Origin of the sequence: Pedobacter segetis, from assembly GCF_016623585.1 — a bacterium.
GTDB lineage: Bacteria > Bacteroidota > Bacteroidia > Sphingobacteriales > Sphingobacteriaceae > Pseudopedobacter > Pseudopedobacter segetis.
Window position 1 is genome coordinate 89354 of record NZ_JAEHFY010000018.1, and the last position, 13668, is coordinate 103021.

9 protein-coding genes are annotated in these 13668 nt (G+C 36.6%); 6 read left to right on the top strand and 3 right to left on the bottom strand.

Annotation, left to right across the window (positions count from 1 at the left end):
- Positions 1-96: 96 nt before the first annotated feature.
- Complete coding sequence (locus I5M32_RS13050) at positions 97-2586, top strand: ATP-binding protein (RefSeq protein WP_200587095.1); 2490 nt, start codon at positions 97-99, stop codon at positions 2584-2586.
- Here I5M32_RS13050 and I5M32_RS13055 read toward each other — a convergent pair.
- Both I5M32_RS13055 and I5M32_RS13060 read right to left on the bottom strand, forming a co-directional pair.
- Complete coding sequence (locus I5M32_RS13055) at positions 2571-3902, bottom strand: sigma-54-dependent transcriptional regulator (protein WP_200587097.1); 1332 nt, start codon at positions 3900-3902, stop codon at positions 2571-2573. The genes I5M32_RS13050 and I5M32_RS13055 overlap by 16 nt on opposite strands.
- Positions 3903-3995: 93 nt before the next feature.
- On the bottom strand, positions 3996-4307 hold the full coding sequence (locus tag I5M32_RS13060; protein ID WP_200587099.1) for a hypothetical protein: 312 nt from the start codon (positions 4305-4307) through the stop codon (positions 3996-3998).
- A gap of 200 nt (positions 4308-4507) precedes the next feature.
- On the opposite strand from I5M32_RS13060, the gene I5M32_RS13065 reads away from it, so the two are divergent.
- The gene (locus tag I5M32_RS13065) at positions 4508-4708 is read left to right on the top strand and encodes a hypothetical protein (protein WP_200587101.1); all 201 of its coding nucleotides are present in this window, start codon (positions 4508-4510) and stop codon (positions 4706-4708) included.
- Between the two features lie 17 nt (positions 4709-4725).
- On the opposite strand, the gene I5M32_RS13070 is transcribed toward I5M32_RS13065, so the two are convergent.
- Positions 4726-7440 carry a valine--tRNA ligase gene (locus I5M32_RS13070; RefSeq protein WP_200587102.1) on the bottom strand — a complete coding sequence of 905 codons (2715 nt, stop codon included), beginning with the start codon at positions 7438-7440 and terminating at the stop codon, positions 4726-4728.
- A 397-nt stretch (positions 7441-7837) separates the two neighbouring features.
- Here I5M32_RS13070 and I5M32_RS13075 point away from each other — a divergent pair, with 397 nt between their 5' ends.
- The 4 genes from I5M32_RS13075 to I5M32_RS16750 all read left to right on the top strand — a co-directional run.
- The gene (locus I5M32_RS13075) at positions 7838-11092 is read left to right on the top strand and encodes an amidohydrolase family protein (protein WP_200587105.1); all 3255 of its coding nucleotides are present in this window, start codon (positions 7838-7840) and stop codon (positions 11090-11092) included.
- Between the two features lie 283 nt (positions 11093-11375).
- Entirely contained in the window at positions 11376-12509 is a 1134-nt protein-coding gene (locus tag I5M32_RS13080; protein WP_200587107.1) for a 5-(carboxyamino)imidazole ribonucleotide synthase, read from the top strand.
- 117 nt (positions 12510-12626) lie between these two features.
- Entirely contained in the window at positions 12627-13130 is a 504-nt protein-coding gene (gene purE / locus I5M32_RS13085; RefSeq protein ID WP_200587109.1) for a 5-(carboxyamino)imidazole ribonucleotide mutase, read from the top strand.
- A gap of 348 nt (positions 13131-13478) precedes the next feature.
- Positions 13479-13668 (top strand): hypothetical protein (locus tag I5M32_RS16750; protein WP_234461955.1); only part of this gene is annotated, 190 nt, incomplete at its 3' end.

Here is a 13668-nt window from a genome sequence, read left to right on the forward strand (position 1 = left end):
CCATCTGCCCATTATTTTATCGATAAAGAAAATCGGTTTATTGTGGTATAAAATTTATAAGCAATAAGAATAAAAATATATGGTTAAGATTAAAGCATGTTAAAATACAACCAACAAAAATTTTTTAAGATGATAAAGGGTAAAATAATCATTGCCTTTTTATTGGCTTTTTTGGCCTTAATAACCGCTTGGTTGGTAAGCAAGTTTGTATTTGATAAAATGCTGACTAAAGTAGAAGAGATTTCTGCACCTAATGATAAGCTGAGGATCGTAAACGATCTTTCTAACAAGGTATCTCTCTTAGATCAGCAACAGCGAAACCAAGCTATCAATCAATCTAAAAATTATAAACAGTTTTTTAAGAGCAGTAGGTCTATAAAATTAGGGCTCGATACTTTGGCCTTATTATATCAAGATGATTCGGCACAATTAAAAAGGATAAGATCCATTAAAAATTTATTGGCAGAAAGAGACCACCAGTTCTTAAAATATTTGAAAGTAAGGGAGTCTTTGGTTAATAATAAGTCTTTTTCTAAAGAAGTGGCAAAATTGAACGAGCTAGTAAACACAAAAGTTTGGAAAGCAGATAGTACCGTTTATACCACAGAAGCCAAAACATCTACCAAAACCTTTTTGCCCGATAAAGAAAGCAAAAAGGGTTTTTTGAGCCGGTTATTCTCTAAAAAGGATGATGAAGGATATAAAATGGTGAGCGAAGAACTGAAAATTAAGAAGGACAGCTTAAATGCTTTTGCAGAAGACAGTATTTTATCAGATATGGAGAACTCTTTAAAATCGATTGAAATTGAACATCGGTTAAAAAGCAATCGGTTTTTAAAACAAGAGGCCAATTTATCTGAAGCCAATAACGATTTAACCCTTAAAATGTTAAGCATTTTAGAAAAGGTAAAAAACGAAGTAGTGGCACAAATGAACTACAATGGTTTTACGGCAAAAAAAGTGGTAAACAAAGGTATTTTGCAAATTACGGCAATATTGATCGTCTTTTTGGTCATCACTATTTTATTGCTTTACTTTATCCTTTCTGATATTACCAAAAGCAACAAATACCGTACAGAGCTAGAGCTTGCAAAGGAAGAGGCAGAGTACCATGGAAAGGCGAAACAACGCTTTTTATCTAATATGAGCCACGAAATTAGAACGCCCTTGCAATCTATCATCGGTTATAGCGAGCAAATTTCGCTACAAAGCAACCCTGCCAAAAAAGATATTGAAGCCATAAAAAATTCTTCTAACCATTTGTTGCAGATCGTAAATGAGGTTTTAGATTACAACAGAATTATCTCTGGCGAATTTAATATCAAACCTGCATTGTTTGATATCGATAAATTGATCAAAGAAAGTGTGGAAGTTCTCCAAAACTTATCATATAAAAAATCTATTACCATTGATACCGACATCCAAATTCCTGAAAACTTTCAAGTTATTGGTGATGCCTTTAGATTGAAACAAATATTGTTTAACCTAATTGGAAATGCAATAAAGTTCACAAACCAAAATGGCCGTATAGATTTGATCGTAAAGTATAAATCTCAAAACAACGACATTCATTTTTATTTTACCGTAAAAGACAATGGCATAGGTATTTCCAAGGATAACCTAAATAAAATATTTGATGAATTTCATCAGATAGCGCCTGATAACAAACAAATTAATAACCAGAATGGAACCGGTTTGGGCCTATCTATCGTAAAGAAACTGGTAGAAAACCAACAGGGAAGTATAAACGTGAAGAGCAAGTTAAATGTTGGTTCTACTTTTATGGTTTATCTAAAATATCAAAAGGCTGATCAAAACCTTGATCAAACAAAAGGCAACAAAACTTTATCATTAAAAAAAGGTAAAGCTGTTTGGGTAATTGATGATGATCAGCTGATTTTAGATTTGTGTGCCATGATCTTTAAGAACCATCAGATCAACCATCGCTGTTTTACAAAGCCGCAGGAGGTTTTAAATGAAAAAGCAGATCTATCCGTGAAATATATCTTAATTGACATGAGATTGCCTCAATTATCTGGCACAGAATTATTTAAGATATTGAAACCCAAGTTTTCTAACGATGTTAGGTTTTACGCAATTACTGCCCAGGTTTTACCCGATGAAAGAGAAGATATTCTAAAAAACGGGTTCGATGGTTTGATAATGAAGCCGTTTAGAACAGAAGATCTATTAAAGATTTTTGAGCATGAACCTCAGATTGAGACTAAGCCAACGCCAATAGAAATCAATTTAGATCAGCTAAAGAAAATGACTTTTGGCGATAAGGCCCAACTTAACAAAGTATTGAAAAGCTTTATAGAAAACTGCAAAGGAGATGAGCTATTATTGCAAGAAGCCCTTAGCAATGCAAACAAACCTGCAACAAGGTTGATCATCCATCGTTTGGCAGGAAGAATCTCACAAATGGGCTCAAAAAAACTAGCTGCCGATTACAGGAAATTTGAGTTAGAAATAGAATATTCTGATAAGATCAATTTAGCCCATCATCAAAAAACCAAAATATTGATAGGGCAATTACAATTATTGATGCAAACTTTAGAAAACAAAGATCATTCTATGCCATAACGCTCTAATTTGGCATAAAGGGTTTTTCTATCGATATTTAGCATCTTAGCAGCCTTAGACTTATTGTATTTGGCCTTGTGCAGCGCATCAATGATCAAAGTTTTCTCGTTGCTCTCGTTATTGGCCTTTAAATCAGACCCTAAAGCTTTTGCTGGTTCATTAGCGGCAAAAAGCATCTCTTCTGGCAAGGCATCAATATCGGCGGTAGCTCCGGCAGTTAATAAAACCATTCTTTTGATCACGTTATTAAGTTCACGCAAATTCCCTGGCCAATCATACCTTAAGAGCAAGTTTTTGGTCTCTTTACTTACTTCTAAAACATTCCTATCCAATTCTTTATTTGCCAATTTTATAAAATGGGCAATAAACAATTTAAGGTCGTCGCTCCTATCCCTTAATGCTGGCAACTGGATCTTAAACTGGTTTAACCTATGGTAAAGGTCTTCCCTAAACTCTCCTTGCTGAATGCTATTTAACAAATCATCATTAGTGGCCGTGATGATCCTTACGTCAACGGCAATCTGTTTGGTGCTGCCCAAAGGTTGGATAACTTTTTCTTGTAAAGCCCTAAGTAGCTTTACCTGTACCTCATAACTCAGGTTACCAACCTCATCCAAAAATAAAGTCCCGCCGTTTGCCACTTCAAACTGCCCCTTTTTATCTGTGATTGCACCTGTGAAAGCGCCCTTAATATGCCCAAATAATTCGCTTGCCGCTAAATCTTTAGATAATGCGCCACAATCTATAGAAATAAAGGGCTTTTTGCTTCGCTTGCTTTCGTTGTGCAAAGTCTGGGCGGCATATTCTTTCCCGGTACCGCTTTCGCCTTGTATAATTACAGACATATCCGTAGGTGCAACCAATGAAATATGTTGGTAAAGTTTCTTTGCAACGGCACTATTTCCCCTAATAAAATCTTCTTCTATAATGGTTTTTGAACTGAGATTTTTATCCTCTTTTTTTTCTAGCGCTTTTTTGATAGTTAGCAGAAGTTCATCTGGGTTTACGGGTTTTATGATATAATCAAAGGCACCTAATTGTATAGATTTTACGGCTGTTCTAACATCGTTAAAACTCGTCATCATAATAATTGGGGTATTTAAACCTTTTTCCCTTACCAATTTTAAGATTTCTAAACCCGTCCCGTCTGGTAAACGGTAATCGATCAATAATAGATCAAAACTTTCTTGCGTCAATAATCTTAACGAAGGTTGTATTTTGGGTACAAATGAGACTTGATGATCGTATTTACTTAAAAAACCCGATAAAAGTTCAGCAAAAGAAACATCATCCTCAACTATTAAGGTTTTAATCATCTTGTAAAAATAAAAAAAGCCCCGTTAATTAGGGGCTTTTTTAACATATAAACGAATGTTTAAGGTTAACCAACGTTTTAAATATGTTGTTTGTTATTCTGCTGGGGTACCGTCTGCGTTAATTTTTACAGAACCTGTTTTCTCTTCTTTTTTAACGTTTACTTGATAGTAAGATTTTCCGCCTTCTTCCACTACCATAAAAGCCTCTGTTGGTGTCCAATCTTTATAAGCGTCAGATGCCAATGTTGCTTTAACCGGTGCTGGTAAATCTTCTAATTTAACAGGTGTGCTTTTAGTGCTATCAACCGTATTAACAATCGCGGATGATTGTTTTAGCTCTCCGGCCTGTACAGTTGCCAATCCTACAAATGCTAATAATGCTGCTGACAAAATGATCTTTTTCATGATATTGAATTTTAAGTTTTAAAAATTTATTTGTTAATTATGATAAGCATTGCTTCAACACAATGCCAATAGAATTACCAGCCATCAAAAAGCTTTAAATCAATTATTTATGAAATTTCAATGTTTTTAGGATTGTGGATATTCTCCACAGTTTGTTGGGATAATCTACTATTTGCTGTTATTTAAAGTAGAGACGAATAATGATGATAACCGAACACCATAAATTTAACATGATCGGGGCGTTTAACACCTCGCCAGCTGGCGGATATATCTTATTTGCCTACTGCTTTACGCACAAGGGTCAAAAAAAAGCCTGCCCGAAAACAGGTGGTGATGCCGTTCCTATCGTTAACCAAAAAAAAATCGGCAATTTCTTAAACTGCCGAATTTCATTAATATAAAAACCTAAATTTTAGCTTTAACCCAAACCCGCCAAACTATCTTCTAAGATCTTGATTTTAGCCTCCGCATCGGCTTTTTTGTTTTGTTCGTTAACAACAATTTCTGGTTTTGCATTTTGTACAAAACGTTGGTTGCTTAATTTTGCATCAACAGATTTTAGAAATCCTTTGAGGTAAATAATTTCTTTTTGGATGTTTTCCTTTTCTGCCTCAACATCAATATTTCCTGCTAAGGGAACAAAAAATTCATCTCTATTGACCAAAAACGAAGCTGCACCATTTATTTTTTCATCCACAAAGTTGAATGTAGAAATGTTGGCCAATTTTGAGATGATCGGTTGGTATTCCTTAAAATCAATTTCAGAATTAACCTTGATAGAAAGTTCTAAAGCTTCTTTTGGCGAAATCTGTTTGGTGTTTCTTATGTTCCTTATTTCAGAAACAATTTGTTTTACGGCATCTATCTCTTTTAATAGCTTATCATTGGTTTTTGTTGCATCTGGTAGTTGCGCAACAATGCAGCAATCTGTTTTTTCTCTTTCCCCAAAAACATCATCATGCCATAATTCTTCGGTTAAAAATGGCATAAACGGATGTAACAATTTCAGGATGTCTTTAAAAAAGCCAACCGTAGCTTTGTAGGTTTCAGCATCAATTGGTTGCAGATAAGCAGGTTTTATCATCTCTAGATACCAAGCACAGAAATCGTCCCAAACCAATTTATAAGTAGCCATTAAAGCTTCTGATAAACGATATTGCCTAAAATTATTTTCAATTTCTGCTAAGGCTTCGTTAAAACGAGATTGAAACCATTCAATGGCAACTTGGTTAGTTAAACCTGCTCCTTCAGATTTAACCGTGGCGATGCTAAATCCCTTTACCAGTTTGAATGCGTTCCAAATCTTGTTCGCAAAGTTTCTTCCTTGTTCGCAAGAAGATTCATCAAACATAATATCGTTACCCGCAGGAGAACACAATAGCATCCCCACCCTTACGCCATCTGCCCCAAATCTTTCTATCAATTCTAATGGATCTGGTGAGTTTCCTAAAGATTTAGACATCTTTCTACCCAATTTATCCCTTACGATCCCTGTGAGATAAACATTTTTGAAAGGTGCTTCTCCCCTAAACTCATGCCCTGCCATGATCATCCTTGCTACCCAAAAGAATAAAATCTCTGGTGCGGTTACCAAATCATTGGTTGGGTAATAATATTGTATATCGGCATTTCCTTTACTTTTTGGGTTTGCGATAACAGATGGGTCGAAAACAGAAATCGGCCAAAGCCAAGAAGAAAACCAAGTATCTAAAACGTCTTCATCTTGTTTGATGTGAGAAGGTTGGAGGTGGAAGGTGGAAGGTTGAAGGTTAAATTGCGAAATTGCTTCTTCAGTGGTTTTTGCAACCACCACTTCTCCGTTTGGTGCATACCAAGCAGGTATTTGTTGCCCCCACCAAAGCTGACGGGAAACGCACCAATCTTTTACGTTTTCCATCCAATAGCGGTAAGTATTGATAAATTTATCCGGAATCAGTTTTACTCCTCCATCAATTACGTAATCTAAGGCAGGCTTTGCCATTTCTTCCATTTTGCAAAACCATTGCATAGAAAGCTTTGGTTCTATGGCCGCATCTGTACGTTCAGAAAAACCGATTTGAGATTTATAATCCTCAACTTTTTCTAAATTGCCAGATTCCTCTAGCATTTTAGCGATTTTCTTCCTCGCAATAAAACGCTCCTCCCCAACTAAAATCTGGGCTTTTTCGTTTAGCGTTCCATTATCGTTTAAAATATCGATAACTGGCAAATGATGCTTTTGGCCGAGTTCATAATCATTAAGATCATGGGCTGGCGTTACCTTTAAACAGCCTGTACCAAAATCCATGGTTACATATTCATCTAAAATAACCGGGATTTCCCTATTGATCAAAGGAACAAGAACAGATTTCCCATGTAAATGAAAATATCTTTCATCATTAGGGTTGATACAAATAGCCGCATCGGCCATAATGGTCTCTGGGCGGGTGGTGGCGATAACCAGGTATTGAGTGTCAGAAGCGGTAGTCGGTAGTTGGTAGTCGGTAGTGTGCGGACTTAAAACTGCGGACTGCTGACCTTTAACTTCATATTTTATATAGTACAACTTCTGGTTAACCTCTTTTCTTATAACCTCTTCATCAGAAACGGCAGTTAAACCTTTGGGATCCCAATTTACCATTCTCACTCCACGGTAAATCAAACCTTTTTTATATAGATGTATAAAAGTATCGATAACGGCTTCAGACATTGCGGGATCCATAGTAAAAGCAGTTCTGTCCCAATCGCAACTGGCACCTAATTTCTTAAGCTGATCTAATATTATCCCACCATATTTATCTTTCCACTCGTAAGCATACCTTAAAAATTCTTCTCTACTAATATTTTTCTTATCGATGCCTTTTTCTTTTAGCATGGCAACCACTTTTGCCTCCGTAGCAATAGAAGCATGATCGGTACCCGGCACCCAACAAGCATTTTTGCCTTTCATCCTTGCCCTACGCACCAAAACATCTTGGATGGTATTGTTAAGCATGTGGCCCATGTGCAAAACCCCGGTTACATTTGGCGGCGGAATTACGATGGTGTAAGGCTCACGATCATCTGGCACAGATTTAAAAAAATCGTTTTCCATCCAAAACTGGTACCATTTATCCTCAAAATCTTTAGGGCTATACTTATCTGCAATGCTCATCTACTATTCAAAATTTTTTCAATTTGCAAAAATAGGTTTTTTATTTTGTGATGGGTAAATGGAAAGGATAATTCAGATTATTTACCACAGAACACACATAGTTTTTCACAAGAAGCATATTTCTTTTTAACCTCGGAAGGCAAAGATTTCGCAAAGCAAGGTGGCAAATAATCTTGTTAATCCTTAAATCAAGAAAATATCCTGATTTAGACAATTAACCACAGAGAACACAAAGTTCGCAGAGCGAGGTTGCAGCTAATCTCGTTAATCCTAAAATCAAGAAAATCCTGATCAAAACAATTTTTCTAATGGCAATTGAAAACCAAACATATCAACTTTATCACAAACCGAAATTTTAAATTTTCTTAAATTGCGGCTTGTTAAAGAATCATCCATTATGAATAAAAGTAAAATCGCCACGCTCTTGTTATCTTTTTTTTCGTTTATCGCTTTTGCACAACAAAAAGATGCACAAAAATGGGATGTAGAGAAACCTGCTGGGCCTTCTAAAACCATAAATTTTAATACAGATGAAGGCACTTTTATGAATGTGGATGTTAGCCCAGATGGCAAAACGATTGTGTTTGATCTGTTAGGAGATATTTATAAGATGCCGATTTCTGGAGGTAAGGCCACGCTGCTTTCTGGAGGGATGGCTTTTGAAGTTCAGCCAAGGTTTTCACCATATGGGAAATATATCTCTTATACCAGCGATAAAGATGGTGGGGATAATATTTGGGTAATGGATGTTAATGGAAATAATCAGCGCCCTATTACTAAAGAGAATTTTAGGTTGTTAAATAACGCCGTTTGGACACCCGATGGCAAATACCTCATAGCTAGAAAGCACTATACGGGCTATCGTTCTTTAGGAGCTGGCGAATTATGGATGTACCATATTGCTGGTGGTTTAGATGGCATCCGGTTAACCGAAAGAAAAAACGACCAACAAGATCTGGGCGAACCTTGGGTCTCTGCAGATGGCAAATACGTTTATTATAGCGAAGATGTAAGCCCGGGCCCTAATTTTCAATACAATAAAGATCCCAACGGCGAAATTTATGCTATAAAAAGATTAAACCTTAACAATTCGGATATTGAAAAAGTGGCCGGTGGCTCTGGTGGGGCGGCTCGTCCGCAGGTTTCACCTGATGGTACGATGATGGCCTTTGTAAAACGAGATAGGTTGAAATCTGTTCTCTATGTTCAAAATTTGAATACTGGCGAAGAGTACCCGGTTTATACAGATTTATCCAAAGACCAACAAGAAACTTGGGCAATTTTTGGGGTTTACCCCAATTTTAATTGGCTTCCAGATAACAGAACCATCGTTTTTTACGCAAAAGGGAAAATCAGAAAAGTTGATGTAGTAACCCTTTATTCGGAAATTATCCCTTTTGATGCCGAAGTGAAGCAAACAATTCAAGATGCTTTACATTTTCCACAGCAAGTGTTTAGTAAAGATTTTGAGGTTAAGATGATACGGCAGTTAACTACCTCTCCAGATGGTAAAAAAGTGGTTTTTAATGCCGCAGGATATTTATATACCAAAGATCTACCAAACGGGAAACCTCAACGTTTAACCGATGGCAAAGATTGGGAATTTGAGCCCAGTTATAGCCCTGATGGAAATTCTATTGTTTACACCACTTGGAATGATGAACAGCGTGGCACCATCATGAAATATGATCTGAAATCGAAAAAAATTATCCCCATAACTACCGAAAAAGGTTTTTACTATTCTCCAAAGTTTAATAATAAAGGAGACCTAATTGTTTACAGAAAAGGTGTTGGCAATAACGTTTTAGGTTATATCTATGGCAAAAACCCCGGGATTTATACCATCTCGGCACAAGGCGGTATTGCTAAACTCATCAGTAAAGAAGGTATTAAACCATCATTTAACCATACCGATGACCGTATTTATTTTCAATCTAGTGAAAACGGGAAAAAGGCATTTAAAACTTGTGATTTAAACGGCGAAAAAGTACAAACGCTCTATACTTCCCAATATGCAAACGCTTTTATTCCTAGTCCGGATGATAAGTGGATTGCATTTAATGAACTTTTTAACGTTTACCTTACACCTTTAGTAACTACCGGAAACGCCCTTGATCTTTCTAGTAAAAACCAATCTTTACCCTTAAAAAAACTTACCAAAGATGCCGGAACTTACATCCATTGGAATGCTGATAGCAAAACTTTGCACTGGACATTAGGCCCAAAATATTTCACATCAAAAATAGAAGATGCTTTCACTTTTGTAGATGGCGCACCTGATAAATTGCCCGCAATTGATGAAACAGGTTTAGATCTGGGCCTTTATTTAGATACCGACAAACCAACCGGTAAAATTGCCTTTAAAAACGCAAGGATAATTACTATGGATGGTAATGAAGTGATAGAGAATGGAACGATTGTGATAAATGAGAATAAAATTTTAAGCATTGGTAATGCGGATTCCGTAAAAATACCTGATGATGCTAAAGTGTTTGATGCAACAGGTAAAACAATCATGCCCGGGATTATTGATGTTCATGCCCATTTACACACCAGCCCTGATGGTATTTCGCCACAACAAGATTGGGCTTATTACGCCAACTTGGCTTTTGGCGTAACCACATCCCATGATCCATCTAGCAATACAGAAATGGTTTTTAGCCAGGCAGAAATGATAAAAGCGGGCTTGATGGTTGGCCCAAGGTTGTACTCAACTGGCACAATTCTTTATGGTGCCGATGGCGATTTTAAAGCTACCATCAATAATTTAGAAGATGCGAGGTCTCATGTGCGAAGAATGAAGGCCGTTGGTGCATTTTCTGTAAAATCTTATAACCAGCCCCGCCGCGATCAACGCCAACAAATTATTGAGGCCGCCAGAGAATTGAATATGGAAGTTATGCCAGAAGGTGGATCAACTTTTTTTACAAACATGAGCATGATTGCCGATGGACATACCGGCATTGAGCATAACATTCCCGTTTTACCTGTATATAAAGATGTTATCAATTTTTGGAATGCCAGCAAAACCGCCTATACTCCTACCCTAATTGTGAGTTATGGTGGGCAATGGGGAGAAAACTACTGGTACGATAGAACTAATGTTTGGGAAAATGAACATTTATTGAGTTTTACGCCAAAGGCGATTATTGATGAAAGATCTAGGAGGAGAACCACTTCGGAGTATGGCGATTATGGCCATATAGATGTTTCTAAGGCGGTAAATGATATTGCTAAGGGCGGCACAAAGATAAATTTGGGTGCCCATGGGCAGTTACAGGGTTTGGGTGCGCATTGGGAATTATGGATGCTTGCCCAAGGCGGCATGAAACCTATTGATTGTATTAAAGCAGCCACCATTAACGGTGCAGAGTATTTGGGCATGGATAAAGAGATTGGTTCTTTAAAGCCCGGAAAACTTGCAGATTTGATCGTTTTGAACGCAAACCCTTTAGATGATATCCGCAATAGCGAAAAAATTAAATATACCATGGTAAACGGACGATTATACGATTCTGAAACCATGAATGAAATAGGAAATAACGAAAAACCTAGAGGGAGGTTTTGGTGGCAATTTAGTAAAAGCGACAATTATTTTGTACCCAATGGAACTGTAGAAACACACACTTTCACGGTCCCTGATTGTGATTAGGATTAAATTTGTACTTCAATTACAAAGTATTTCCCGCAGGTTTCGCTTATTTTTGTGGCCCTTTTATCTCCATCCAACTCCCTGAACTTTGTGTTCTCCGTGGTTAAAAACCGTTTGAATTAGGATTTATGGGGTTTTTAAGATTAAAACCATTAGAAACCCGTCACTATGAACTTTATGAACTCCGTGGTTAAAAACATCTATATCTTTAAAATAATAATCATGATATTTGCCAGAATAATTTTAAGAGGTAGATATAAACATTCATCTACTTAAAGCGATAATGAAAGTAACACAAACAAAATTAGGCATTTTAGGAGGCGGGCAATTAGGCCGCATGTTTATCCAAGAAGCCATCAACTATAATATTTCTATCCACATTTTAGATCCAGATGCCGATGCGCCTTGCAAAAACATTTGCGATAAATTTGAAATTGGTTCTTTAAGTGATTACCAAACAGTTTATGATTTTGGGAAAAACCTAGATTTAATAACCATAGAGATTGAAAAAGTGAATATCGAGGCCTTAGAAGATCTAGAAAAAGAAGGCGTAACGGTTTATCCACAACCAAGGATCATTAGGCTGATCCAAGATAAAGGCCTACAAAAGCAATTTTTTAAGGAAAACGAAATCCCAACCTCCCCTTTTCAATTATTTAATACCAAACAGCAATTAATAGATGCCAATATAAATCTTCCCTTTATCCAAAAACTAAGGAAAGATGGCTATGACGGTAAAGGCGTAAAGAAGATAAACAATACCAAAGATCTAGAAAACGCTTTTGAACAGCCAAGTTTAATTGAAAACCTGATTGATTTTGAAAAAGAAATAGCAGTGATCGTTGCTAGAAATGAAGATGGTGAAATCAAAACTTTTCCAATGGTAGAAATGGATTTCAACCCTGATGCCAATTTGGTGGAATTTCTGATTTCCCCATCTACTTATCCCTTTGAAATACAGCAAAGAGCAGAAGATATTGCTAAAAATATAGCATCGAGCTTAAGCTTTATAGGTATTTTGGCGGTAGAGATGTTCTTAACAAAAGATCATCAAATTTTAGTGAATGAATTGGCTCCACGCCCTCATAACAGCGGCCATCAAACTATTGAAGGTAATTATACCTCGCAGTTTGAGCAACATTTAAGGGCAATCTTTAATCTGCCTTTAGGCGATACACGTTCTATAACCAATGCGGTAATGGTAAATCTTTTAGGAGAGAAAGGTTATGAGGGTTTGGCAGAATATGAAGGTTTAGAAGAAATTTTAAAAAAGGACGGGGTTTACATCCATCTTTATGGTAAAAAATATACCAAACCGTTCAGAAAAATGGGGCATATCACTATCGTGGATGAGAATAGAAATTTGGCCATAGAAAAAGCAAGGTTTATAAAAAAAACCATTAAAGTGATAGCATAAATTCAATTTAACCAAAGAGAGCATAAGAATTAACACAGCCACCGCAGAATAAAGCAATAAAATCTTTAGTGAACACCGTGAAAAGCTCTGTGTTCTTTGTTTTAAAAAAAATTAAATATGAAAGTAGGGATTATAATGGGTAGCCGTTCAGATTTAGGGGTGATGGAAGAAGCTGCCAACGTTTTAAAAGAATTAGGTGTAGATTATGAACTCACCGTGGTTTCTGCCCATAGAACACCAGAAAGAATGTTCGAATATGCCAAAAAAGCAGCACAAAGAGGCATTAATGTGATTATTGCCGGTGCAGGCGGTGCAGCTCATTTACCCGGAATGGTGGCTTCTATAACCTCTTTGCCCGTAATTGGTGTCCCAATAAAATCTAGTAATTCTATTGACGGTTGGGATTCTATCCTCTCGATTTTACAAATGCCAAACGGTATTCCCGTAGCCACGGTAGCTTTAAACGCGGCAAAAAACGCTGGGATTTTAGCGGCACAAATTTTGGCTATAGCCGATGAAAACATCGCTAAAAACGTGATCAAATTTAAAAACGATTTAAAAGCTAAAATCGTAGAATCTGCGGAAGATTTGAAAGACGAAGGTTATTATTCTGGATTTTAATTTTAACCATAGTTAGCAAGTTTTGTTGCTACAAAGGTTAAAAGAATTAAGTTTTGGGTTTTAGATCCCAAGTAGCCCTATTTAGGTATTTTAACCGCAGAGGGGGCAAAGTTTACAGGTTAGCGGTAACAATAAAAACGACAGCAATTCGCAATTCGAACGGTCTTACAACAGAAAATCGCGTTTGGTGCTTTTAAGTTCGACCAGTTTTTTGGCCGATTTGAATTAAGTTTTTTGGTTCTTGATAAGAATCGACTTTTGAATTACAAAAAAAAACAATCTTTAACTTCGGTTGATTTTTTTGGTTTTAAATATTTTACAGATACTTTTAATTTTAAGTCCAAAAATATGAAAAAAAGATTTACCCAATCCCTTTTGATTCCCCTGTGTACGGCACTATTAACCATTCTTTTCAACTCCTGCAAAAAGGACATCGATGTCAGCAGCAAAAATACGTTAGAAAAAGCGCCAATTGTAATCATATCAAAAAGTGGCGCAACCATCAACGATGTCGGCCTCCAACAATTCAAGGAAGAAA

What these genes read in the sequence shown, in the direction of transcription:
- I5M32_RS13065 (WP_200587101.1), top strand. Translation starts at nt 4,508, where the DNA reads ATGATGATAACCGAACACCATAAATTTAACATGATCGGGGCGTTTAAC.
- I5M32_RS13060 (WP_200587099.1), bottom strand. Translation starts at nt 4,307, where the DNA reads ATGAAAAAGATCATTTTGTCAGCAGCATTATTAGCATTTGTAGGATTG.
- purE (WP_200587109.1), top strand. Translation starts at nt 12,627, where the DNA reads ATGAAAGTAGGGATTATAATGGGTAGCCGTTCAGATTTAGGGGTGATG.
- I5M32_RS13050 (WP_200587095.1), top strand. Translation starts at nt 97, where the DNA reads ATGTTAAAATACAACCAACAAAAATTTTTTAAGATGATAAAGGGTAAA.
- I5M32_RS13080 (WP_200587107.1), top strand. Translation starts at nt 11,376, where the DNA reads ATGAAAGTAACACAAACAAAATTAGGCATTTTAGGAGGCGGGCAATTA.
- I5M32_RS13055 (WP_200587097.1), bottom strand. Translation starts at nt 3,902, where the DNA reads ATGATTAAAACCTTAATAGTTGAGGATGATGTTTCTTTTGCTGAACTT.
- I5M32_RS13075 (WP_200587105.1), top strand. Translation starts at nt 7,838, where the DNA reads ATGAATAAAAGTAAAATCGCCACGCTCTTGTTATCTTTTTTTTCGTTT.
- I5M32_RS13070 (WP_200587102.1), bottom strand. Translation starts at nt 7,440, where the DNA reads ATGAGCATTGCAGATAAGTATAGCCCTAAAGATTTTGAGGATAAATGG.